Below are 24,418 nucleotides of genomic sequence, written 5' to 3'. Positions count from 1 at the left end.
TTTTAGCCGGCGGCGGTGAGGAACTTCTGCAGCAGCGGGCCGGAGGTTGTTGCGCCCAGGCCGCCGTCCTCCACAAACACAGCCACGGCAAGGTCGCCATGTACGGCCACGATCCAGGCGTGCGTCTTGGGCGGGTTCTCGTTGCCGAACTCGGCGGTGCCGGTCTTGGCCCCCACGGGTGCGCCGGGGACGCTGGCAAGGAAGCCGGCATGTCCGGATGTCACGACGGCACGCATCATGTCCGCCAGCTTCGTGGCTTCCTCAGGGGTAATGGGATTCCCGGAGGCCTGGGATGGTGCCTCAGCACTGGCCGTGGCAGAGGGCTGGGCTGCCGGAACAGAGGCTCCGCTGGTGGTTCCTTCGGCGGCAGCGCCGGCGTCGGGATTCAGCACAAGCTGCGGCGCTACCGGGGCGCCCTTGGCAACCGAGCCGGCCATCATGGCAGCGGCCAGAGGGGACAGCAGCACCTTGCCCTGGCCGATCATGGAGGCGGCGTGCTCGGTGCCGGCGGCCTCGCCGGGGACGGAGCCCAGGAAGGCATCCGCGCCGAGGGTCGGCGCTTCGACGGCGATCCCCATCGCCAGGGCTGCTGCCTCGAGCTGGCTCTGGGAGACGGTATCCCGCGCCGCGATAAAGGCCGTGTTGCACGAGTGTGCGAACGCATCGCGAAGCGCCACCGAACCCAGGGAGCTCTCCGGGTACCCCTCAGAGTTCTTGAAAGTCCGCCCGTCCACAGTCAAAGTGGGCGTGCACTCAACCTTCGAATCGGGGGTCAGGCCCTTCCGGAACATCGCCAGCGAGTCCACCATTTTGAAGATGGAACCCGGTGCGTACTGGCCCAGCATTGCTGTGTTGTAACCGTTGCTTCCCGGCCCTGAGGCCGCGGCCAGGACAGCCCCGGTGGAAGGACGCAGCGCCACAATCGCGGAGGCCGGTTTAACGCCTTCCAGTGTGGTCTCGGCCAGTGATTGCAGCGTAGGGTCCAGGGTGGTCTTCAGCGGCGTTCCGGGCGTGGGCTTCACTTCGAAGAGGACCCGGCGCGGATCCGTTGCGGCGGACTGGATCTGTTCCCTGGTCAGGTCAGCGCGCTGGGCACGGATGACGACGGCGTCCGTCCCCCTGAGCTGTTCGTCGTACTGTTGCTGCAGCCCGCCGATGCCCGTGACAGCTCCCGCCGTCAGCTCACCTGCGGATCCTTCGATCTGCTCGGCCGTGGCCTCGCCGACGGAGCCGAGGACGGCGCGGGCAAAGGTGCGGGTGGGAGCCAGCGGCATGGAGGCGGGAATCGCACGCGCCCCGGGAATGGCTGCAATCTGCTCGTTCGTGATGGTGCGGCCTTCATCGCGCAGCGTTATGGCAGACACAAAAGCCTCGGCGCCGGCGGCCTGCACCTGCTGGCTGTAAGCTGCGGGATCCACCCCCACGAGGGCAGCGAGCTTGCCGGCGGAATCACCGGGATCCGCGGCCCCCAGTTGCGGCTTGTCGATGCCGACATTCACCACGGGGCGGTATGTCACCAGGGGCACATCGCCGGCACCCAGGATGTCCGCCCGCTGGGGTGACTGTGATCCCTTGGTCAGGATCTCGCTGTCCGCCAGGCCCGGTGCCAAGGTGGCAGGGTCCCAGACGGTCAGCCACTTGTCCCCGGACTTCTTGAACTTCGCGGACAGGGTGTACTTCCATTCGGCACCCCCGAAGTTCCAGGTGTAGTTCAGCGGTGCTGCGGCGTTGTCGCCGTCCAGGGTCAGCTCTCCGGCTTCAACGGCCGGCTTCTCGGGGTCGAGTGCGGCGAAAACGCTCTTCAGCTGATCATTCGCGGCTGCCGGATCTTTGCCATCGAAGGGCACCGAGCCCACATCCAGTTCGGAAACCGCAGTGGCGAACTGTTTAACGGCGGCTTCGGCGCCGCTCCTGCCGTCATCGCAGGCCACCAGCGATGTTCCAAGAATGACGGCAGCGATGCCCAAAGACAGTTTTGTAGATATCCCCATCGCGCCATTATCCCCCGGTTTTTGACTGCGGCTTGCCATTGCGGAGTGAGCGGGCCGGGCAGGGATTAGGCCGCGTCACGGGCCAGTGACGGGACTCCGAGGCCAAATATGTCCTGAAGGGCATATCTGGCGGCATGGTAGCCCGGCATGCCGGTGACGCCCGGACCGGGAGGTGTGGAGGAGGAGCAAAGGTAGACCCCGCGCAAGGGCGTCCGCCATGGCACCGGAGACACCACGGGCCGCTGGACAAGGTTCAGCATGTCCATGGTTCCGGCGCTGAAGTCCCCGCCCACGTAGTTCCGGTTGTACTCGGCCAGCCCTGCGGCCGTGATGGCCCTGGACTCCACCACCAGGTCCCGGAAGCCCGGCGCAAACCGCTCCACCTGGGCGGTTACCGCTTCCGTCATGTCCCTCGTTGATCCGGCCGGTACGTGGCAGTAGGCCCAGAGGGTGTGGTGTCCCGCAGGGGCGCGGCTGGAGTCGAAGCGGGACTGCTGGGCCACCAGCACGTAGGGCCGTTCCGGGTGCCTGCCGGCACTGACTTCGTTCTCAGCGCGGGCAACCTCTGCCCGGGTGCCGCCCAGATGGACGGTTCCGGCGTTGGCCAGTTCCTGCGCAGTCCACGGCACCGGCCCGGACAGAATGAAGTCCACTTTGCATGAGCCGTTCCCGTACCTGAAGGACTCCAGCGCTCCCCGGTAGCGCGCGGGAAGGGCGTGGCCCGCCATGTTCAGCAGCCCCTGCGGGGCCACGTTCAACAAGGTGGCACGTGCAGCGGGAAGGTCCTTGAGCCGGTCGATCGGCGCATTGGTGTGGATCACCCCGCCGTGGGCAGTAAGGTCCTGGGCCATGGCCGCAGCTATGGAAGCTGATCCGCCCTCAGGAATGGGCCACCCTCCGGCATGTCCCAGTGCCCCCAGCATCAACCCGGCGCCGGAAGCGGCGAGGGACGGCTGGTGGGAGATGGCATGGGCAGCAACGCCGGAGAGCAAGGCAGGCGCCAGCTCTTCCTTGAACCGGGCGTTCCACAGGCCCGATCCCTGTTCCAGGGTCCTGAGCCCGAAGATCCCCGCCGCCACGGGGTTGCGCGGGAGGCGGAGGAGTTGGTTCTGGGTGAAGTCCATGACGTGGTCGATGCGCCGGACAAGCGGTGCCATGAGCCGCCGGTAGGCGTCGCCGTCGCGGCCCAGCGCCTCAACTGTCCGGTCCAGAGACCGGTAGGCCAGGGCGGCCCTTCCACCGTCCAGGGGCGAGGCGTAGGACAGGTCGGGCGTGATGAGGTTGACCCGCCGAAAAAGTTCGAAGGCCTTGAAGAAGGGGGACGCTACTGCCATGGGATGCACGGCCGAGCAGACGTCGTGGAAGTGCCCGGGCTGTATCAGTTCACTGGTGCGGGTGCCCCCGCCGATCGTGGAGCCTGCCTCGAAGAGTTCCACCGACAGGCCCGCCCGTGCCATTACCACTGCGGCTGCCAGTCCGTTGGGTCCCGCACCCACCACCACAACGTCAGGCATTGGCCCCTGCTTTGCACGGGAGGACAGAGGAACCCCCGGGGCCCAACCGGAACCCGTCCGGTGCGCCGGCGAAAGGACCGCCATGGGGGTCGTCCAGGTGGTGCCGCCGGATGGGATCGTAGCGGGGGTTGTAGATGTCCCGCGTCACGCGCAGCATAAGGTAGCCCACCGCGGCCATGTGCGCAGCCACGGCCAGGACGTAGTACGGCATATCCAGGTTGTGCTGGGAAGAGCCTGCGCTGGTCACCTGTCCAAGGTACATCCACACCGCTGCCCAATGCAGGCCTTCGATGCCCTGCCAGATCAGGAAGTCCCGCCATCGCGGCCGTGCCAGTGCAAGCAGGGGGATCAGCCACACCACAAACTGCGGTGAGTAGACCTTGCCGGTGAGGATGAACGCCGCCACGATGAGGAAGGCAAGCTGGGCCAGGCGGGGCCGGCGCGGGGCCGTCAAGGCAACAGCCGCAATCGCGGCGCAGGACAACACAAAGAGGCCAGGGGACAAGAGGTCGACGGCGGCCGGGCTGAGTTCCGTCCACCGCACCCGCTCTGCAACGAGGTTGTAGGCGAACCAGGGCGAGCCGTACCCGGCATCGCGGTCGGCGCTGAACTGGAAAAAGTAGACCCAGCCGGCGGGGTTGGCCGCGGCGAAGGGGAGATTGGCGGCCAGCCAGGATGCAGCGGCTGCCCCCGCCGTGACCAGCAGGGGACGGAACCGTCCGGTGCGGAGGGCAAGGAGCAGGACGGCGCCCAGCACCAGCAGCGGATAGAAGTTCATGGCCGCGCCCAGTCCAATCAGGACACCAGCAAGGACCAGCCGTTGCCGCGAGAAGAAATACATGCCCAGGGCGAGCATGGCTACGGCCCACATGTCCCAGTTAATGGTCCCGGCCAGCACGATGCCCGGGGCCAGGGCCACCATGGCAGCGTCCCATGGCCGACGGCCTGTCATCCGGGCTGTAGCAAGGACCGTCACGACGGTGACCGCCGCCAGCAGCGTGAGGTTGATGTCGAAGTAGGCGAGCACCCTCGCATCCGATATGCCGCTCCCGGGGACCAGCCAGGCCGTCACCCCGGCAATCAGGGCGGTCAGGACGGGGTACTCGAACTGGCTTCCGGAACCGAGGACGGGAAACGTCCCCTCTGCCAGTCCCCGGTTCCGGAACAGATCGGGAAAGTCCGAATAACAGGTGGCATAGAACTGTGTGGGGGATTCCCAGCCATTGACCCGGCAATAACCCTTCACCAGGATCCCTGCCAGGGCAGACAGAACCGTCAGAAGGATCAGGACACGTTCAACGGTGAAGATCCCGGGCGAGACTATCCCCGGCGCGGAACGTGATCCAAGGGGCCCGCCGATGACTTCGGTGAAGTTGCGCAGGAGGACATCGCTGCGGCTGGGGACTACGAGGCGGGACCGCCCTCGATGCTCCGGCGGCTGGTTCTCCTGCATGCCATCGAGCTTACCGTCGCCCCGCCCAGGTGCTGGAAAGGACGGGACAAGGAGCCCACGCGCCGCCGCGTGGGCTCCTGTACCGCATCGAAATTTTTCATTGTTTTCTCCCGGACTCCGGCATGTGGGTCAGCGCAGGCCGCCCATTTGCTGGTGCATCAGGACGAAAACGTCTTCCCGCTGCTTGTCCAGCAATGGGCGGTTGAATTGGGCTCGGCTCCTGCGCCTTCCCCGTTTCGGAAGCAGGAGCTGTTGAAGTTTCTTTATCATGCGGTCACCTCCTTTCGAATTGCTTGGCCCGCAGAATGGGCGCGACAATTGAGCCCGCTTCGCACCGCACTTGGATGCGGATTTGGGCATAGGAATGCACGGTAATAGGCAGAATGGTTTATGCGCAGGGAATTATCACTAAAAGCCCAAGGCCGAAAGCCGCGAAAGTAATTAGCCAGGGCTAAAGAGACTTATCCCGCGTTGAACGCAGTGGACGCAAGGGTACTGACACCTGTGCACACAACTGCCGCCGCGCCGCCGGTTTCAGTGCCGGCAGGAAAGGCGAAGGCTAGGAGCCGGAATTACCCCTAAACGGGCGCGCGAAAGCATCAGAGGCCTGGGCTGCGGTGATGGTCATCTTCCATCCGCTAGTCAAAGTAATCATTTTCCCAACCTCCTTTTCTGCTCTGCCGTTGCTCAATGCTGAGGCAACGTGCGCCGTGACCCCGGCAAAAGGCTCTGGGGTCAGGAATAAAGCTACACCACGAATATGCCGGCTGGCTACCTAATCCGCGGTACTTTCCAAAAGATTTGGAAATGCTGCTTAAAGGCCCCAACGGACAATTGCCGGAGTCCTCTTGTCCCAGCCCAGGGTGCACACTTTCGCGGTGCCGAGAATAAAGTGCCTGCCTTCGGCGGGCGGAAGTTCAAGCCAGCGCGCCGTGAGGATCCGGGAGAAGTGCCCGTGGGCCACAACAAGCACGTTATCCATTCCCGATTCGAGCACGCGGCCGATGATTTTGTCCGCCCTCGCCGCCACCTCATCGAGCGTCTCACCGTTCGGCACGCCATGCGTCCAGATCAGGTAATCCGGGTTGTCCTTGCGGATCAGGTCCGAGCTGATCCCTTCGTAGTCACCGTAATTCCATTCGACAGCAAGCGGCTCGTGCTGGGCGTCGGGGAAGCCTGCGAGTTCGGCAGTACGCCGGGCCCGCCGCAAAGGCGATGTCAGCACCAGATCGAAGTCGACAGGATCCAGCACCTTCCGGGCCTCCACCGCCTGCTGTTCACCTTCCACCGTGAGGGGCAGGTCGGTGAGCCCGGTGTACTGCCCGCTCTTGGACCACTCGGTCTCGCCGTGGCGCAGGATCCAGAGCTGGGGGCGGGGGGCAAGGGCGGGATTGGTCACTTGGACTCCTTAAAGGAAGGGTCGACGGCGTCAGGAGAGGTTCCAGCCCGGGCTCCGGCAGGTGCTGATTCAGGCTGTTCGGCCCACCAGCGAAGGAGCCTGGCCTCCGCTTCCTCGACAGGCAGCGGTCCGTGTTCCATCCGCTCGTTGAGCAGGAACTTGTAGGCCCGGCCCACCACCGGACCCGGTTTGAGGCCCAGCAGGGCCATGATGCGGGCACCATCCAGGTCGGGGCGGACTGCATCCAGCGACTCCTGTTCGCGAAGGGCTGCGATCCGGTCTTCGAGGTCGTCGTAGGCGAAGGCAAGCCGTTCGGCCTTCCGCTGGTTGCGCGTGGTGACGTCGGAGCGGGTCAGCCGGTGCAGCCGTTCCAGCAGCGGCCCGGCGTCGGTGACATAGCGGCGGACCGCCGAATCGCTCCAGCCTGCCTCCCCGTAGCCGTAGAAGCGCATATGGAGTTCCACCAGGCGGGCCACCGCCTTGATGCTGTCATTGTCGAACCGCAGCTTCTTCATCCTCTTGGTGGTGAGCTTGGCGCCCACCATGTCGTGATGGCGGAAGCTCACCGCGCCGCCCGGTTCGAAGCGCCGCGTAGCCGGCTTGCCGACGTCGTGCATCAATGCTGCGAAACGCAGCACAAAGTCCGGCCCCGGCACAGGCCCCTCGGCGTCCGTTTCGAGCTCCGCCGCCTGCTCCAGCACCTGGAGCGAGTGCTGGTAAACGTCCTTATGGCGGTGGTGTTCATCCGCTTCAAGCCGCAGGGCGGAGACTTCCGGCAGCACGAATTCCGCCAGCCCGGTTTCCACCAGCAGGTCGATGCCCACCCGGGGGCGGGCCCCACAGATGAGCTTGACCAGTTCGTCCCGCACCCGCTCGGCGGAGATGATGGTGATCCGCTCGGCCATCTGCGTCATGGCCTGCCGCACGTCGTCGTGGACGGAGACGCCCAGCTGCGCCGCGAACCGGGCCGCCCGCATCATCCGCAGGGGATCGTCGGAGAAAGACGCCTCGGGGGCGCCGGGTGTGGCCAGGACGGAGGCGTGCAGGTGCTTTACGCCGCCGAACGGGTCCACCAGTTCCAGGGCCGGCAGTTTGAGGGCCATAGCGTTGATGGTGAAGTCCCGCCGGAGCAGGTCGTCAGTCAAGGAGGAACCGAAGGCCACCACAGGTTTCCGGGATTCAGGATCGTACGCCTCGGCCCGATAAGTGGTGATCTCGATCTGGAAGCCGGCCTTGCGCATACCGATGGTGCCGAACGCCCGCCCGATCTCCCAGTAGTTGTCCGCCCACCTCTTAATAAGGGCCACCGTCTGGTCCGGCGTGGCGTCCGTGGTGAAGTCCAGATCGGGGGACGTCCGGCCCAGGAAAAGGTCACGCACCGGACCGCCCACCAGCGACAGTTCATGGCCGGCGTCCACAAAGCGCTGGCCGAGCTCCAGGACCACCGGGTCCACCTGGAAATCGACGGTGTGGGATTCAGTCTTGTGATGTGCGTGCGCCATAGTTACTTAAGCTTGTCAGAAACCAGCCGCACCGCAGGCCAAAATACTGTCAAGATCGTGCTGATTGGGTCCGCTCCCGGCAAAGTGCGTCATATGCCGTCCATGTTGGTGTCATGTTCCGGTCATCACGAACGGGCAACAGTCGTTAGAGTGGACTCCATGGCCCATCCAGTACCGAGCGCTCCCGGCAGGAGGACGAACGCACCGTTGCCGTCGGCAATCGGTGCGCACGTTGCGCCTGCCCAGCATTCGGCGCCGGCTTCGCTGCCCACGGTTGAGGAAGTCTCCGCCGGCGGCGTCGTGGTGGACACGTCCGACGCCGAACTGAGGGTCGCGATCATCGCCCGCCTTAATCGCGGCGGACGTTTGGAATGGTGCCTGCCCAAGGGGCATCCGGAGGGCAAGGAAAACAACGAGCAGGCCGCGGTCCGTGAGATTGCCGAGGAAACCGGCATCGAAGGGGACATCCTCGCGCCGCTGGGAAGCATCGACTACTGGTTTACCGTCAGCGGCCACCGCGTCCACAAAACGGTTCATCACTACCTCCTCCGGGCCACGGGCGGCGAGCTCACCATCGAGAACGATCCGGACCAGGAAGCGGTGGACGTTGCCTGGGTTCCCATCCAGGAACTCGCCCGCAAGCTGTCCTTCCCCAATGAACGGCGCATCGCCGACCTGGCCCGGGAAGTCCTGCCCGAACACCTTTAGTACCGCACCGCCGGCCCCTGCCGTGCGGTAATAGGCTGCTGCGGGTGAGACGATGAACTCGATGTCAGCTTCCAACTTTCCTTCCGACAGGTCCAGCCGGCCCGACGACGCGGCGCCCGACGGCGTCCCACCGGAACCGGCCGCCCCGGACGTTGCCCAGCCAACCCCAGCAGGTGCGAGTGAAACCCGCTCCAGCGCCATCATGGCCGCGGGAACGCTGGTTTCGCGCTTCCTGGGCTTCGGCAAGACCTGGATGCTGGGCACGGCCCTGGGCCTCGGGTCCACGGTCAACGACACATTCATCAACGCCAACAACCTGCCCAACCTGATCTTCCTGCTGGTGGCCGGCGGCGTATTCAATGCCGTCCTGGTGCCGCAGATCATCAAGGCCAGCAAGGCTCCGGACAGGGGAGCGGATTACATCAGCCGGCTGCTGACGCTGGCTGTCCTGCTCCTGCTGGGGCTGACCGCCCTGGTGACCCTGGCAGCGCCGTGGGTCATCGAACTCACCACCCAGGGGTACTCGCCGCAGCAGAAAGCGCTGGCAGTGGCTTTTGCCTTCTGGTGCCTGCCCCAGATCTTCTTCTACGGCCTCTACGCCCTCCTCACCCAGGTCCTCAACGCCAATGGCGCGTTCGGGCCTGCCATGTGGGCGCCCATCCTTAATAACGTGGTGGCCATCGCCGGGCTCGGCATGTTCATCTGGATTTTCAGCACCAACGAGATCAGTCCCCATACCCTGGACAACTGGGGTGCCACCCAGACCCTGTTCGTGGCCGGCTTCTCCACCATCGGGGTGGTGTCGCAGACCGCCATCCTGATGATCCCGGTGATCCGGCTGAAGCTGGGGCTCCGGCCGCGGTTCGGCTGGCGCGGCGTGGGACTGGGCCAGGCAGCCAAGCTGAGCGTCTGGACCCTGCTGACGGCCGCCGTCGGGCAGCTCGCCTTCCTGTACGTCATGCGCATCGCGACGATCCCCGGTGCGGAACGTATCCGCCTGAAGCAGGCGGGCGATCCCGCTGCGGAGATGCTGCCGGGCAACGCGGTGCTGGAGGTGGCCAGCCAGCTGTACCTGCTGCCGCACTCCATCATTGCCCTGTCCCTGGCCACCGTCCTGTTCAACCGGATGACCCGCGCGTCCCAGGACGGCAACCGGGCCGAACTGCGCGATGCCCTGTCGCACGGCTTGCGCACCATGGCCGTCGCCACAGTGTTCGGAGCCCTGGCACTGTTCGCCCTCGCAGGTCCACTGGGTATGTTTTTCTCCGGAGGCCTGCGCCAGGACGGGGTGATGCTGGCACAGACCTTGACCATCCTCGCGCTCAGCACCCCGTTCATGAGCGCCAACTTCATGATGTCGCGGGTGTTCTATGCCAATGAGGATGCGCGCACCCCGTTCCATGTCCAACTGCTGCTGGCCGTTGTATACGTGGCCGGGGCATTTGCCATCCAGTTCCTGCCCGTCAACCAAATCATTTACGCCATCGCTGTCCTCTATATGGTGGGCAACATCCTGTCGGTGGTCATCAGCGCGTTCTTCCTGCGCCGGCTCCTGGGCCACCTGGACGGGCCGCGGATCGCCAACTCCTACATCCGCATGGGCTACGCAGCGCTCGGTTCCGCCATCGCGGGCGCGGGCGCACTCTGGCTCATGGGCAGCTACAGTCCGGACGGTTTCGCCTGGCAAAACCGGCTGACGGCGCTGATCACGGTTGTCGTGGTGGGCCCCGTCATGCTGGTGGTCTACTTCTTCCTGCTCAAGTTGTTCCGGGTGTCTGAACTGCGGGACCTCCTCCGGCCCCTGATGGGACGGTTGGGGCGCGGGGGACCCGCCGCGCCTTCCACGGAAGGTGGGGCGCCGCCGTCGGACTCTTCACCCGGTGGGCCCTCCGGCGACGACCGGCCACCTGCGCCGGAACGCGCCACCACCTCTGTGGATACAGGCCTCATTCCCCGGATTTCCGGGGAGTTCGATGCCGTCTCCTTCCGTGCAGGTCCTGCCCCGCAGGAGTCCCCGCAGCGGCGTTCCGATGGCGGCACCGGCCAGTCCGACGGCGGGTACCTCCCCGCCGAGGACCAGCCCAGTACCGCGAGGGGCGGCGTACTGCGTGAGCAGGTGCCGCTGCCCGGCCGGCGGACCTTCCAGGGGAAGGCCGGGGAGAACCCGTATTTCAAGCCGCGGCGGCCACGAAAAAAGTGATGCTGCGGCGCTCTGCCGCTGCCTTCGTCCACGGTGCGCCGGGCTCAATCGGCTAGGATCGAAAGGGAACAGGGGTAGTTGCATTCAAGGGTCGCCTCGCGCCGGCCCCTGAACGGTGGTTGCGTCATCCAAGCCGGCAATACCGGACAGTCTAGGAGGAACACGTGTCCAACCCGATCGATGTCGGATCAGTACTGGGCGGCCGCTACAAGGTCACAGCCACCGTATTGGCCTCGCACGACCACGATCTGGTGCTGGATGGTGTGGACCAGGTGCTCAACCGGCCGGTCAGCATCCTTGTTGCCGGACCCAATAACACAGAGCAGGTTGCCCAGAGCGCCCGCGAGGTTGCCACGGGGGAGCGCCCCGGCAACGTCCAGGTACTGGACCTTGGCGTCACCGCAGCGGCAACGTATCTCATCACCAACCACACGTCCGCCGCGGACCTGCTGGATCTCGTCGTGGCCTCGAACCCTCCGTATGTGGAGCCGTTCTTCACGGACACCCTGGGCAGCGAAATTTTTGGCCAGGCCCGGTCCCATGAACCCGAACCTTACGACGACGAAGATGAGAACGTCGACGCCGGCTACATCAGTTACTCGGACACGCATCCCAGCCAGGTTAATCCTTACCGCAGCGCGCCCGTTGTGCCGCCCAGGCCGCCGGCACGCCCCGCGGCGACGCCCGCGGCCGGACGCAAGCCCTCTGGTGCCTCCGCTCTGGGTGGCGCCGCCGGTGCCGCCGCTTTGAGTGGGTCGGAGCGCCCCGGTAACCCGTCGCCGCAGTCTGAAGAGCCGGCGACTGCCAGTTTCGACTCCAGCCCGAAGAGCCAGGAGGCGGCGCCTGCGTCCGGGAAGCCGAAGGTCTCCCTGTGGTCCGAGGACGACTATGCCAATTCCGGTGACCAGGAGCGGTATGAAGATGTTCCGGTGGAAGAAGAACCACGCCCTGCCAAGAAAAAATCTTCCGTCTTTGCGCGGCCAGCAGCCGCCGGCGCTGCTTCAGGCGGCGTTTCGGGTGCCTCCTACGGCGGCCAGGACGGCTACGATGACGACGACCAGGATGCCCCGGAACGTGAACCACGCTCCATGCGCTGGCTGGTGGGCGGTCTCCTGGCAGTGGTCCTGATTGCCGGCCTCGTATTCGCTGTGACCAATCTTGGCAGCCTGTTCTCTTCCCAGCCGCAGGCCAACCCGACTGCTGCCGCCCCGAACAGCAGCGCCCCCGAAGGGTCCCCTGCAGCGACCCAGGCGACTCCTTCCGCGCCGCCCGCTGTCCCGCCCGCCATTGAGGGGGTCAGCCGCCAGGGTGACTTCGACTTTGCCGCCACATTCGACGGTGACCTGGTGAAGGCCTACGACGGCAACGCTGCCAGCTACTGGTCGGACATGGAATTTGCTAGCGAAAACTGGGGCGGACTCGCGCCCCAGGGTGTGCCGCTGGTGGTGAAGCTGAAGACTCCCGCCACCGTCTCGTCGATCACGCTGTCACAGCTGGGCGGCTCCGGTGGAAACATCACGGTCTACACCAACGATCGGCCCTCCATGGACGGGGCCAAGGCAGTGGGAACAAACAGCTTCACGTCCACGGACCTGAACATCCCGCTGGCAGAGCCCGTGCGGGCGCAGTACGTGATCGTTTCGATCAACGCGCTTCCGCGGCTGGCCGCTCCCAAGACCCGTTATGGTTACGGACTCCGGCTGGCAGAAATCAAGGTCCAGTAGCTTCAGATGCACCGGTGGTGTGTCTTGAGGCCCATCCGGTGAAGTGCCGCCGACCAGGCTGACTGGTCGGCGGCACTTGCCTTTGCCCCGGGACGGTAGTCTGGAAAGAGCGCCTAACGGAGGTGGCCTAGTGCTGCCTGCCGGTTTTCCGCTCTGGTGGGCGCCGGAATATTCAGCCAGCAGTATCAGTTGTGCCATGTGGCCGGCCTCCAAGGCGGGCGCGTCTAATAAGGAAGAGGTTCACCGTCCAGTGACCATCGCAGAAAACACCGCGTCGGACGTACGTGATGTCATCATCGTCGGCTCAGGCCCGGCTGGTTACACGGCAGCTGTCTACACTGCCCGCGCCAACCTGAAGCCCCTGATGCTGGCAGGTTCCGTCACAGCCGGCGGTGAACTGATGAACACCACCGATGTGGAGAACTTCCCGGGATTCCCGGAAGGCATCATGGGACCGGACCTCATGGAGAACTTCGAGAAGCAGGCAGCACGCTTTGGCACGGAGATCCAGTTCGAAGACGTCACGTCGCTTCAGCTCGAAGGACCGGTCAAGAAGGTCACCATCGCCACGGGTGAGACTTTCCAGGCGAAGGCCGTGATTCTCTCCACCGGTTCTGCCTACCGCGAGCTTGGCCTACCCAATGAGAAGCGGCTTTCAGGACACGGCGTCAGCTGGTGTGCAACCTGCGATGGTTTCTTTTTCAAGGACCAGGACATTGCAGTTATTGGTGGGGGAGACTCCGCCATGGAAGAGGCGCTGTTCCTGACCAAGTTTGCGAAATCCGTAACGGTTGTTCACCGCCGTGATTCCCTGAAGGCATCCAAGATCATGGCCGACCGGGCGCTGGCGCACGAGAAGATCAGCTTCATCTGGAACAGCACGGTTGATGATGTGGTCGGTGCAGACAAAGTCACCGGCTTGAAGTTGAAGAACCTTGTTGACGGTTCAGTTTCCGATCTCGCGGTCACGGGAGTTTTCGTGGCCATCGGTAACGATCCGCGGACCGACCTTGTCAAGGACGTCCTTGAGCTGACGCCCGAGGGCACCATCGCCGTTCAGGGGAGGAGTTCCAGGACCAGCCTGCCCGGTGTCTTTGCCGCCGGCGACGTCGTGGATCCGACCTATCGCCAGGCCATCACTGCGTCGGGTTCGGGCTGTGTAGCAGCCATCGACGTGGAGCACTACCTCGCAGACCTGCACGCATAAGCCCCCCTTTAGCGACATCGAAGAGAGAGACAAGGTTATGAGCAACGCAAAAGATGTAACAGACGCAAGTTTCGGCACGGACGTACTGTCCTCTGACAAGCCGGTTATCGTTGATTTCTGGGCAGAATGGTGCGGTCCCTGCCGCAAGCTCGGTCCTATCCTCGACGAGATCTCAGTTGAGTACAGCGAGAAGGTTGATGTCGTAAAACTGAATGTTGACGACAACCCTGGCATTGCAGCTGAGTACGGCATCACCTCTATTCCCGCCGTTTACCTGTTTCAAGGTGGCGAAGTGAAGAGCACCGTTATTGGCGCGAAGCCGAAGCAGTTCTTCGAGAAGGAATTTGCTGACGTCCTGTCCTAGCGTGCGGATGTTGTTGGAGGTCGAGCAACCATAAGAGGTGGCCATCGCTCTAGGAGCGGTGGCCGCTTTTTTGTTTGCCCTCGAAGGTGAGGGTAGCGTTTCACGTGAAACGGCGTAGGCCTCTCTATCGTCCTGATGAGGAGGATTGTTGTGTGCTGCTTAGCGACGTTCCTGGCCAATCGGCGCCGGCAAAATGGGGCATCTGCACATCAGAAGGCGGCTCTTTCAAGCCTCAAGTCTTTCTGTCTCGGGGATGACTAGTTCCAGTTCTCCTAGGTCGCCCCGCCTGCGGCGTTCGACAAAGACTATGCGCCAGATCGAGGTCCAAACGTTCGCTCAGTGGTCGCGCCAGAAACGACGAAATTCGACGCCCGACGTCATTTCGTCCTCCCCAGGGGTCGGATACCCGGGAGCCAGAGTCTGCAGGACAAACCCGGCTTTCGCAGGGGTCCGCCCGCACCGCCATAGCATCATGCGTGAAAGGTCCGCAATCTGCAATGCGGGAGTCGGCATCGCATTGCGTAGGTGTTCGCCAAAAGGACCGTACTCGTCCATGCGCGGCTGAAGCGGATGGATAACCCGGTTTAGTGATCGCTAAAGTTCGATCGGCAGTAGAGCACGAAATGGCGGAGGCCGTATTACCTGGATGACATCTGCTTAGCTACGACTTGTTTCACGTGAAACAGAAGCGCGGCTGCCTGCACGAATGCAGTTGTTGGGCCGCGAGGATGAAGAGATCCATTGCTTCCCATTAGCGAGGCACAGCCTTGTGGGTTCTCTGGCTATATCGGATGTATCCACATCCCAGGCACGGAGATCTGCCCCTCTGAGAAGGTCGGTGAGTATTGGCCGGGAGGCAATCCGGCGAGAACTCATCATTTCTACAGTCAGCCCACACCAACTGACAACGGAGCCAACCGCGACTGCCGCTGGCATATGACGGGCCCCCATCCATAGTCGTCGACGCATGTTGGACTACAGGTCTCAGGGCTCCTTCCGACCAAGGCGTCGTAAGACTTTCCGAGAATGGGACGTTTAGAAGCGGACAGGCCGATAGTTCCGCTGGCTGCTGGATCTGCTTACCAGGAGAGGCCATCAGGGCCAGGGGGAGGCACTGTCAGCGTTCACCGACAAAGAGGGAAGGTCCGAACAGGACGGGCGGCCGCCCAGGACAGACGTCCGGGCAGCTCATCGGCGTCGGAGTAGTAACGAGCGGGCTCAGCACGCATCGAGGTCAAGAGGAGGTCGAGCCTGGGTGTCGGCTACTGCTGACGGTCACCATTCGGAGGAAAAGTCATCCAACTCCGGGCCTCCTACCGGCCGGCTAACGGGCAGTGCCGTCCTGATCAGGTTCCTGTTTCACGTGAAACAGGACCGACCAGCCCTCCTATCGTCAGTCAGCTGCCTATGGCAACTATTCACTTGGCGAAGGCACACGCCCGCGTCATCGGATCGCCACATCCGTCGCTCAGACTACAGCAGGGGAACCAACGGGCCCGAGCGCCGGCCGAAGCTAAGCCTCCTTACCATCGAGCCCAGCCCCAAGGGCGGAAAACAAACGAAAAAACAATAGCATCGTCAGGCTACGGGCATTCATCCCTTCCTCACGTGCAGAGCGCTCCAGACGGTGAACGGCATCAGCCAAGACTAGTCATTGGCGAGGCCGCCCAGCTACCTTCGAACAGTGCCATGGATGGGACGGGATGAAACGGGTGTTTTGGCGCTGTAGTCTGCGCTGGATGCATGGAGCTGCAGAGAGCCCACCCTTCCAAGGTCGAGCGCCAGTAGAATGCAAGCCGCGTCTGGCCATAGCGTGCTGTGCCCGTCCCGCTAGTGAGACTGGGAACAGGGAGCGGAACGCGATCGGCGCAATAGCAGCGTCCAGCTGGCGCATCGTCCAGGGATAAGGTGTTTGTTTGAATGACACGTTGTCTGTGTGCAACCCACAGTTGAGTTACTGCCGACCGGCGTTGACTGGTGCTGGCTATAAATTCGACGATCCCTTTGTGTGGAGCCGGGTGACCTGTAACCCGGCTTGCCCGCACACGAGCACCTGACGGCAACGTCCCGTGCCTGGGGGAGCAGCGGACCACGGGCCCAAGGGCCAAGCCTAGGAGCCGGGCACAGGAACGAGCCGGAGCCGCCGGGAGTAGTCCCAGTTCAAGTGCCCGCGCGCGTCGGTTGAACCAGGTTATCCCCAGTTTATCCACAGCACTCGGTCCCCGTTATCCACACGGTTATCCACAGCGCCTGCACCCAGGGCGAGCCCATTTCTAACAGCTGCGGTGACTACGATAAGGGCTGGCCCTCCAGAGGAGGCAGGCAGTTGCCTAAGGGGGACCACGTATCAGGCCGAACCGAACCCTGCGGGCATCCTGTATTGCCCATAAATAAACCAGAAACGGCCGCTGACGCGAGGAAGCAGCGCCAATATAGGCAGCACGGTGCGATGTCACTGACGGCCGGGCCGTTTCACGTGAAACCGGAGACACGACCGCCCCTCCGACTCCGGACAGCCGCTGCAGCTGCCGACCGGATGCTGACCTGAGATAGCCCTCACATCCACAGGGAAGGCCGCGATTATCCACACAGTTATCCACAGCCTTATCCACCGTCGACTTACCTATTAATCACACCACTTTTGAGCTGCCCGCTGATCAGTCCAAGCAGCGTCATCCCCTCGGCGCGAGGCTGGCGTTGGACGCAGCAATGTGCATCTCCTGATCCCGGACACTCAACCGATGCGACGCTGAGGCGAGCCGCGTGAGGAGTGTCTGACTTTTTGGCGCGATCACAGTATGAATTGCAATTCCTTCCTCCCTGGCTCTCCTGCCCGCACCGTCTCAAAGGTTAGACAACGCAGTGCGATTCCTTCGCTCGCCCGCAAGCAGCGACGAACGTACGGCTGTCGAGGTCCTGTCAGGATCTGATGGCCGGCGGACGGCATGTTGAATTGTCACCGGGCAAAAGGCAACGCGCGGGGCGTGCAAATATCCAGTAGTTCGACCAGCATTCGCTAGTTCCTAGAGGCCCATCAGTTCGAGCCACATCTGATGCTTTCAGGGGCTTGGTAACTCATTGCCTCACTGGAACCCGCCTATCACTCATTCAGCCTAAGAGGGGGGGTGACCGAGCTCCAAATCCACCCGAAGGCGAACTGGCGCCAAGCCAGCACGTTTCACGTGAAACAGCTGGCAGCATTGAGCTGCTCCTGCGCCGCTCCGCGTTCACGAACGTGGGCCTCCAGTAGAAGGGCTCGAGGGATTCAGTCGGCATCAGCTGCTGCGCTGCGTTTCCCCATTGCAGGTGCGCTTCTTCCCATCTCAACGCGACATCGGCCCGCTGTTAGCTGGACGCCGCGACTTCAGGGGCGCCCTGCCGTAGGCAGGGTATGGCCAATCCACAAAGGGAAGAGAAGATTTGGGCCTGGCCGATCAATCGAGGTCGGCCAGTTGCAAACACAAACAAACCCAAGGAACACGAATACCGGAGGACGCGTTTGCTAAGCCAGACTTCTTCGAGCATCGGGACATCGACACTTTCGGGCTTCAGGTACTACGAATAGCCGGGAAGGGCAGAGCCATTCGGCCACAGGACCCCAGATTCTATCCAGTCGGTCGGAATCACTGGCAGCGGGGCCATGTCATAGCGCCTACGCCTACTCCCATGTCACAATAGCCAAGGTGTCTCAGCACGCACGACAACAAGGCTAGGACGCCGATGTGAACAGGCCCCTTATTGAAAAGGACGCGACAGCATCTGGCCTTTGCCGGGTCGCACTGTCTACCTGGCAGGGAACAACCCCTAACGCCATGTGGTGCCGCGCTCATCCCCACCGCCAAGGCTCCTGTGAACGACCCTGGTCCAAGCCATGTCCCAACCCGTCTCAGCCTGGGTCGCACCGTTTCACGTGAAACCGGAACGCGAATGGAAGTGGCTCATATTATGTTGGACCACTAGGCCGTTCGGAACGAATCGTGCGGTGGCGTCCGGGCTCCACCAGAAGGCTGCGCACAGTCGGCCAGAAGGGATGAATACATGAACATACCCGAGTTAGGGTGCGTGACCCTACCCGGCTTCTGACGAAAAATCACCTATTCGGCAATTCTTGAAGCGCGCTTGGCAAACATAGCGACGCCGTCGGAACACAGTCTCAAGCCGCGACTGATGCTCAAGGCACAAGACCGAGGGTTCCCCTTAGCGCCCCTTGCTCACCCCGAGGGGAGCGACTGGGCCCCGGTTGGTGTAGGCGTTGGAGAGGACGAATTCGGGTTCGCCCAGCAGCAGTTTCGCCCTCAGGCAGGCAATTCCGAGGTTTACTTCATCACAAAGGAGTACCCGACCGGAGCTGGGTGTGAGTCTCGAACGAATCGCACCAGAGGTCCACCAACAAGGACGACAAAAGAATGAGGGGGACGACGGCAACAAGCCACCCCCGCGGTCCATGTTCCACGTGAAACACAATGAGCACCGACGAAACCCAGTCGGGCGCAGGCAGTGAGCTAGTCCACCAACCTAGACCAGAATGTATGGCAAGGACAGGCGCAACATAGGCATCAGGATTAGCAACCTCCCAGGATCATCTCCCCGCAACGCGGCGGCTAAAACGGTTGCTGGGCCCACTAGAAACAGCCCAGCGGATGCCTAAGAAACTAGCGATGCATACGAAAACGGAGGACCCGTGGGACAGCAGCGCAGCTGAAGTCTAAGACTCAGTGTGTAGCAACGAACTGTGGGGCAACCGCGCTGGTTAGTTCTCTGCGCCCGGTGCGAGAACGTCCATGATTCGGTTGAGATCCTCGACGCTGGCAAATTCGATGCTGACCCGCCCCTTACGGACACCAAGCGAGATCTTGACGTTGGTATCCAGGCGGTCGGAGAGCGAAGAGGCCAAATAGTCGAGACGCTCGTGGCGCGCACCGGGACGGGGGATGTTGTTCTTGGCGGGCTTCGCGGGATCCTGGTACAGCGCGACTGCTTCTTCAGTGGCACGCACGGACATTCCTTCAGCCACGATGCGCTGGGCAAGACGTTCCATTGCAGCGGCGTCCGGCAGGCCCAGGAGGGCACGGGCGTGGCCTGCGGAGAGCACGCCAGCAGCCACCCTGCGCTGAACCAGGGGAGGCAGCTTCAGCAGCCGCAGGGTATTCGACACCTGCGGACGCGACCGGCCGATGCGGTCAGCCAGTTGCTCGTGCGTAGTACCGAAATCCTCAAGAAGCTGCTGATAGGCGGCGGCTTCTTCCAGCGGGTTCAGCTGGCTTCGGTGCAGGTTTTCGAGCAGTGCGTCACGCAGGAGATCATCATCGGTGGTGTCCCTGACGATTGCGGGAATAGTTTCCAGCCCCGCGGCCTGTACTGCACGCCAGCGGCGTTCGCCCATAACGAGCTCATACGGTTCCCCACCGACTTCGGTTGAGTTCCGGACAACAATTGGCTGCAGGACACCTATTTCGCGAACAGAGTGAACAAGCTCCGCCATGTCGTCTTCATCGAAGACAGAACGGGGCTGTTTGCGGTTCGGGTGGATGTCCGTCACGGAGATCTCGGCGAAGCGGACGCCTGGAACCTCTACGAGATCGACGCCGTTGTCCGTTATCGATGCATCGCTGGGTTCAGCGGGAGGGGCTGCCGGAACCGGAGTGGGCTCGGTACTGGGTGCCTCAGGTGCCTCGGGAGAGTTCTTGGCCGAGGTCGCCGGCTTGCCGGCACCATTGGCGCTGGCGTTGGTCTTTGTAGCCGACCCGTTGGAATTGGACGTTGCTGATACCGACGTGCTCTTTGCCGTCGAGGACCTTGTGGCGGAGGGGTTGACGGAGCCGTTGCCTGCCGTGGTGGAAGCTGATTTCCTGGTGGCTGTGTCCGCCCGCTCAGCTGTCGAGGACTTCGCAGTTGTGCCGGCCGCCGGCTCTTCCGTTGCGGCTGAATCAAGAACAGCGTCCGAGGGATCAGCCTTCCTGCGTCCCTCGGGGAAGAAGAGATCGACCGGGCGCGCCACGGCTGTACCGTTGCCCGCCCCATTAGCACCGGCGGAACTCGGAATCAGTGCGCCAAGACCGCGGCCTAAGCCCCGTCGCTTCTCGCTCATGGGTAAATCCCTCCAGTGGAAGAGCCAGGACCAGCCGGGCTCCAGTTGTTGCAGTTCTTGAAGATTTTAGCGTTCTGCTATTTCGGCGGCGGCTTCCAGGTAGGACAGGGCGCCGCTGGATGAGGGGTCGTAAGTCATTACTGTCTGCTGGTAGCTCGGAGCTTCCGAGATGCGCACCGAACGCGGCACCACGGCAGAGAGGACTTGTTCCGGGAAATGCTGACGGACCTCGGCGGCAACCTGTGCGGCAAGATTGGTGCGGCCGTCGTACATGGTGAGCAGGATGGTGGAGACCACGAGGTCGGCATTGAGGTGCTTCTGGATCATCTCGATGTTCTTGAGCAGCTGGCTCAAACCTTCCAGGGCGTAGTACTCGCATTGGATGGGGATGAGGACTTCGTTGGCTGCACAGAACGCGTTGACCGTCAGAAGGCCAAGGCTTGGCGGGCAGTCGATGAAGATGTAGTCCAGGCGCTGTTCGCCGTTTTTCTGACGGACCTTCGCGTAAACATCGATAGCGCGGCGGAGCCGCTGCTCGCGCGCCACCAGGGACACCAATTCAATTTCGGCACCTGCCAGGTGGATGGTGGCCGGCGCGCAAATCAGGTTTCCGATGTCCGGGCACTGCGCCACAACGTCAGCCAGGGGGACATCGTTAATCAGGACGTCATAGATGCTGTCGACATCAGCATGGTGTTCGATTCCCAGAGCTGTTGACGCGTTGCCCTGGGGGTCAATGTCGATAACCAGGACATTGAGCCCGGCTGCAGCCAGGGCCGCGGCGATGTTAACGGTGGTGGTGGTCTTGCCGACGCCACCCTTTTGGTTGGAAACGGTGAAGATGCGAGTCTTCTCCGGACGGGGCAGCTGGCGGCCCACCAACCGTTCGCGCCGACGGGTCTCATGCGCCAGCTCCCGTGCAATGGGACTGGAGTCATCAATAGCGTCCATGATGTTCCCCCTACCCGTCGAGGTTGTTTCACGTGAAACGAATAAGGGAGAGGAGCTCGCTACCGCACCAGGTTGATTTCCAAGTACACCGGAGGCGCCCGAGACAGTCCCAGCGAAAGAACGTGCTGACCCCAAAGACACAAACGGGGGTATCCGTTGTGTGGAGGCTTCGCTACTGGTCACTGGGGCACACTCACTCTCGTTCAGCTATTTTTGCTGCCGTTGACTAGCCTAACTGCTTACCCCGGCAGACTGCGGCTGCCGGGCCTACACTAGGGCTTCTTTTGGGACTTGTTTACAACGATGCGTACTACGGTGGTGGGCTCTTCGAGCAGGTTGTCGCCAACCGTTACGACGGATGTCTCAACACCGTCCAGCTTCCGGATAACTTTGGCGGCCTTGTCGATTTCCTCGGCCGCGCTGCGCCCCTTGATGGCAACTACCTCACCCTTGCCTGCAAGCAGGGGGATGGTGAGGCCAGCAAGGTTGCTCAGTGCCGAGACAGCACGTGCGGTCACAACATCGGCGTCAACGTGCCCCACTGCCAGCTCAGCGCGGGTGCGCATGATTGTGACGTTGTCCAGGCCGAGATCGTCCACCACCTCCTGCAGCCAGATCACCCGGCGTTCGAGCGGCTCGATCAGGGTCAGTTCCAGGTCTGGGCGGGCGATGGCGAGGCACAGACCCGGCAGTCCAGCGCCGCTTCCGACGTCGGCAACATGGCTTCCCTGCGCGATCTCGCTTTCGATGACGGCACAGTTGAGGACATGCCGGCTCCAAAGCCGGGGAATCTCACGTGGGCCAATCAGGCCACGTTCAGTTCCCGAGGTGGCAAGGTGCTCTACGTAACGCTTGGCCAAGTCCAGGCGGTCACCGAAAATCTTCTCAGCTGCCAAAAGCTCAGCCGGCGTGATGTCAACCATGATCAGCGAATCAGCAATTCTCTAGTTCGCGGAAACAACAATGTGGCGTCCGGCGCCTTCGCCCTCGGACTCGCTCACCAGGCCGAGGTCCGCAACGGCGTCGTGGACGATCTTGCGTTCGTAGGCGCTCATCGGTTCCAAGGCCACTGCCTCGCCGGTCTTCTTCACAGCGGCTGCAGCATCTTCGGCGATCTTCTGCAGGTGGCCGGTACGCTCCTGCCGGTAGCCGTTGATGTCCAGTACCAGGCGTGAACGGTTCTCCGTAGCGGACAGCACCGCGAGGCGGGTCAGCTCCTGCAGGGCTTCAAGGACTTCGCCGTCCTCGCCCACCAGGCTGTCCAGGCTGTCCGACTCCTCCTCGGTGACGATGGAGATGTAGGTGCGCCCGTTCCGGACCTCAATGTCGATGTCGCCATCGATGTCCGCAATGTCCAGCAGCTCCTCGAGGTAATCGGCTGCGACGTCTCCTTCTTCCTCCAGACGGCTCGCTGATGAAGCCTTGGGGGAGGAAACGTCGTTGTCCACGGACTCGTCCTGCTCGTCGATAATCTCTTCAGAAAGGGCCTGTTCGGTACTCTCGGCTGACATTACTTCTTCTTCCTGTTCTTGCGTTGTGGCTGAATGCGCTGACCTTTTGCCTCTATCACGGCAGCAGCGGCGGCGGCGTCCGCAGCCTCGTCCTTCTTACCGGTCAGGATCGAAAGGGTCGGAAGGCCCTTGGCGGCACGGCGCTCGGCGAGGGCCTTCGCTGCGGGGGATCCCGGCGTCGGCATGCGGCGGATGACAAAGAACTGCTGGCCCATGGTCCAGAGGTTGGTGGTGGTCCAGTAGATGAGGACACCAATGGGGAAGTTAATGCCGCCCACGCCGAAAACGAGGGGCAGGATGTAGAGCATCATCTTCTGCTGGCGCATGAAGGGGCTGGCCATGGCTTCTTCAGACATGTTCTTGGCCATGATCTGTTTCTGCGTGATGAACTGCGACGCCGTCATGGCCAGGATCATCAGGATGCTCAGAACAACGACGGCCACGTTGGTGGCGCCGCCGTGAAGCAGTGCGGCAGACAGCGGAGCCCCGAAAATGCTGGACTCGTCGAACTGCACCACCTGCTCCTGGCTCATGGCACCGATGCCTTTGCCTTGGGTCTTGGCGGAACTGATGCCGGACAGCACCTGGAACAGGGCGAAGAAGAAGGGCATCTGGATCAGCATGGGCAAGCAGGCCGAGAACGGGTTGGTCCCGTGCTTCTTGTACATGGCCATCTGCTCCTGGGCCATGGCCTGGCGGGACAGCTGGTCGGTTTTGCCCTTGTACTTGTCCTGGAGCTTCTTCAGGTCGGGCTGGAGCAGCTGCATGCCGCGCTGCGCCTTGATCTGCTTGACGAATACGGGAATCAGGGCAGCGCGGATCACCAGCACCAGGCCGATGATGGACAACGTCCACGTCCAGCCCGATGCCTCCGGCAGGCCGATAGCGCTCAGGCCCTCATGGAAGCCCACCATAATGACGGACACAAGCCACTTGAACGGAAACATGATTGTTTCAAAGAAGTCCATACTTATCCCTATTCGTCAGGCCGCCGTGCGGCCTTCTCCATCAGTCCGAGCAGCCAGGTATTTGTCCGGGTTGTTCAGCACAACAATTGTGGGGGTATGGCTGGCAGGCCATTCCCGGTGCCCGGCGGGGACGTGGTCCACACCGCCGGCATTCCATGGGTGGCAGCGGCCAAGGCGGCGCACCGCGAGCCAGCTTCCCTTGACGGCGCCATGGACGGTAATCGCTTCAAGGGCATAGGCCGAGCATGAAGGAAAGAATCTGCAGACCTGGCCGTACAAGGGAGAAACCACCTTGCGGTAGGCCTTAAGCAGAAGAATGAGGATGTTTCGCGGCAGGTTCCAGAGGAACAGCGCCACTGCGGCCACAACAGGATGAAGATGGGCGACGACGGCGGTGGTGTTACGCACGCGGTGTCCCCTTCTGTGTTGTACCGGCCGAACCGTTGGCGGCTGCGCGGGGGCGGCCGGCCAGCCGGGTCATTGTCGACTCCAGTGCAGCGTTGTAATCCGCCAGCAGCTGGTCCCAGCTCGCGGACGCGGACGCAGGCAGCGCCCTGACCACTATGGCGAACCCGGTACCGTACTCGCGCAGCGAGGCAGCACCGGCTTCCCTCAGTCTCCTCTTAACGAGGTTCCTGACCACAGCGTTCCCGACACCCTTGGAAACAATGAACCCGATCCGGCTGGGTTCGTCGGCAGCAATAGCTGCCGCATATAACACTACGTTCCGGCGTCCATTGCGGACACCGGAACGTACAGTTGTTGAAAAATCGGTTGCAGTCCTCAAACGGTTGCGGGTGGCCAGCACCTTAAACTCGCAAAGAAACGTCTACCGACA

The 24,418-nt window shown here is 62.7% G+C and carries 17 protein-coding genes; 5 read left to right on the top strand and 12 right to left on the bottom strand.

Annotated features, from left to right (window positions below):
* Nucleotides 1-2: 2 nt before the first annotated feature.
* The 5 genes from QF047_RS21380 to QF047_RS21360 form a co-directional block, all read right to left on the bottom strand.
* Nucleotides 3-1,991 (bottom strand): penicillin-binding transpeptidase domain-containing protein, encoded by a 1,989-nt coding sequence (locus QF047_RS21380; RefSeq protein ID WP_307281270.1) that lies wholly within the window; start codon nt 1,989-1,991, stop codon nt 3-5.
* A 65-nt stretch (nt 1,992-2,056) separates the two neighbouring features.
* Nucleotides 2,057-3,505 (bottom strand): NAD(P)/FAD-dependent oxidoreductase, encoded by a 1,449-nt coding sequence (locus QF047_RS21375; RefSeq protein ID WP_307281268.1) that lies wholly within the window; start codon nt 3,503-3,505, stop codon nt 2,057-2,059.
* On the bottom strand, nt 3,498-4,958 hold the full coding sequence (locus tag QF047_RS21370; protein WP_307281265.1) for a glycosyltransferase family 87 protein: 1,461 nt from the start codon (nt 4,956-4,958) through the stop codon (nt 3,498-3,500). Before QF047_RS21370 ends, QF047_RS21375 begins: the two co-directional genes overlap by 8 nt.
* Before the next feature lie 814 nt (nt 4,959-5,772).
* Nucleotides 5,773-6,357: a histidine phosphatase family protein gene (locus tag QF047_RS21365; protein ID WP_306636844.1), complete on the bottom strand. Its 585-nt coding sequence runs from the start codon at nt 6,355-6,357 to the stop codon at nt 5,773-5,775.
* Nucleotides 6,354-7,859 (bottom strand): CCA tRNA nucleotidyltransferase, encoded by a 1,506-nt coding sequence (locus QF047_RS21360; protein WP_307281258.1) that lies wholly within the window; start codon nt 7,857-7,859, stop codon nt 6,354-6,356. The genes QF047_RS21365 and QF047_RS21360 overlap by 4 nt, the downstream gene beginning before the upstream one ends.
* Before the next feature lie 207 nt (nt 7,860-8,066).
* On the opposite strand from QF047_RS21360, the gene QF047_RS21355 reads away from it, so the two are divergent.
* The 5 genes from QF047_RS21355 (at nt 8,067) to trxA (ending at nt 14,062) form a co-directional block, all read left to right on the top strand.
* Nucleotides 8,067-8,567, top strand: a complete 501-nt coding sequence (locus QF047_RS21355) for an NUDIX hydrolase (RefSeq protein WP_050057127.1) — start codon at nt 8,067-8,069, stop codon at nt 8,565-8,567.
* A gap of 61 nt (nt 8,568-8,628) precedes the next feature.
* The gene (murJ, locus tag QF047_RS21350) at nt 8,629-10,767 is read left to right on the top strand and encodes a murein biosynthesis integral membrane protein MurJ (RefSeq protein WP_307281257.1); all 2,139 of its coding nucleotides are present in this window, start codon (nt 8,629-8,631) and stop codon (nt 10,765-10,767) included.
* A gap of 164 nt (nt 10,768-10,931) precedes the next feature.
* The gene (locus tag QF047_RS21345; RefSeq protein ID WP_307281254.1) at nt 10,932-12,491 is read left to right on the top strand and encodes an ABC transporter substrate-binding protein; all 1,560 of its coding nucleotides are present in this window, start codon (nt 10,932-10,934) and stop codon (nt 12,489-12,491) included.
* Nucleotides 12,492-12,741: 250 nt separating this feature from the next.
* The gene (gene trxB, locus QF047_RS21340; RefSeq protein WP_307281251.1) at nt 12,742-13,698 is read left to right on the top strand and encodes a thioredoxin-disulfide reductase; all 957 of its coding nucleotides are present in this window, start codon (nt 12,742-12,744) and stop codon (nt 13,696-13,698) included.
* Between the two features lie 37 nt (nt 13,699-13,735).
* Nucleotides 13,736-14,062, top strand: a complete 327-nt coding sequence (trxA, locus tag QF047_RS21335) for a thioredoxin (protein WP_104043843.1) — start codon at nt 13,736-13,738, stop codon at nt 14,060-14,062.
* 4,750 nt (nt 14,063-18,812) lie between these two features.
* On the opposite strand, the gene QF047_RS21330 is transcribed toward trxA, so the two are convergent.
* From QF047_RS21330 to rnpA, 7 genes are all read right to left on the bottom strand, one after another.
* A complete protein-coding gene (locus QF047_RS21330; protein ID WP_307281248.1) occupies nt 18,813-20,150 on the bottom strand; it encodes a ParB/RepB/Spo0J family partition protein in 1,338 nt (445 codons plus the stop codon).
* 66 nt (nt 20,151-20,216) lie between these two features.
* Nucleotides 20,217-21,284, bottom strand: coding sequence for a ParA family protein (locus tag QF047_RS21325; protein ID WP_307281246.1), 1,068 nt, complete (start codon nt 21,282-21,284; stop codon nt 20,217-20,219).
* Between the two features lie 89 nt (nt 21,285-21,373).
* Nucleotides 21,374-22,024, bottom strand: coding sequence for a 16S rRNA (guanine(527)-N(7))-methyltransferase RsmG (gene rsmG / locus QF047_RS21320; protein ID WP_307281244.1), 651 nt, complete (start codon nt 22,022-22,024; stop codon nt 21,374-21,376).
* 21 nt (nt 22,025-22,045) lie between these two features.
* Nucleotides 22,046-22,612, bottom strand: a complete 567-nt coding sequence (locus QF047_RS21315) for a R3H domain-containing nucleic acid-binding protein (RefSeq protein WP_306636857.1) — start codon at nt 22,610-22,612, stop codon at nt 22,046-22,048.
* Nucleotides 22,612-23,580, bottom strand: a complete 969-nt coding sequence (gene yidC / locus QF047_RS21310; protein WP_307281241.1) for a membrane protein insertase YidC — start codon at nt 23,578-23,580, stop codon at nt 22,612-22,614. Before yidC ends, QF047_RS21315 begins: the two co-directional genes overlap by 1 nt.
* A 15-nt stretch (nt 23,581-23,595) precedes the next feature.
* Entirely contained in the window at nt 23,596-23,988 is a 393-nt protein-coding gene (yidD, locus tag QF047_RS21305) for a membrane protein insertion efficiency factor YidD (RefSeq protein ID WP_307281238.1), read from the bottom strand.
* A complete protein-coding gene (gene rnpA / locus QF047_RS21300; protein ID WP_306636863.1) occupies nt 23,981-24,388 on the bottom strand; it encodes a ribonuclease P protein component in 408 nt (135 codons plus the stop codon). The genes yidD and rnpA overlap by 8 nt, the downstream gene beginning before the upstream one ends.
* Nucleotides 24,389-24,418: the final 30 nt, after the last annotated feature.

The organism is Arthrobacter sp. W4I7 (assembly GCF_030816215.1).
In the GTDB taxonomy this organism is placed as follows: Bacteria; Actinomycetota; Actinomycetes; order Actinomycetales; family Micrococcaceae; genus Arthrobacter; species Arthrobacter siccitolerans_A.
The sequence above is the reverse complement of the archived record's forward strand: the minus strand, read 5'-3'. Positions and strand labels throughout refer to the sequence as shown.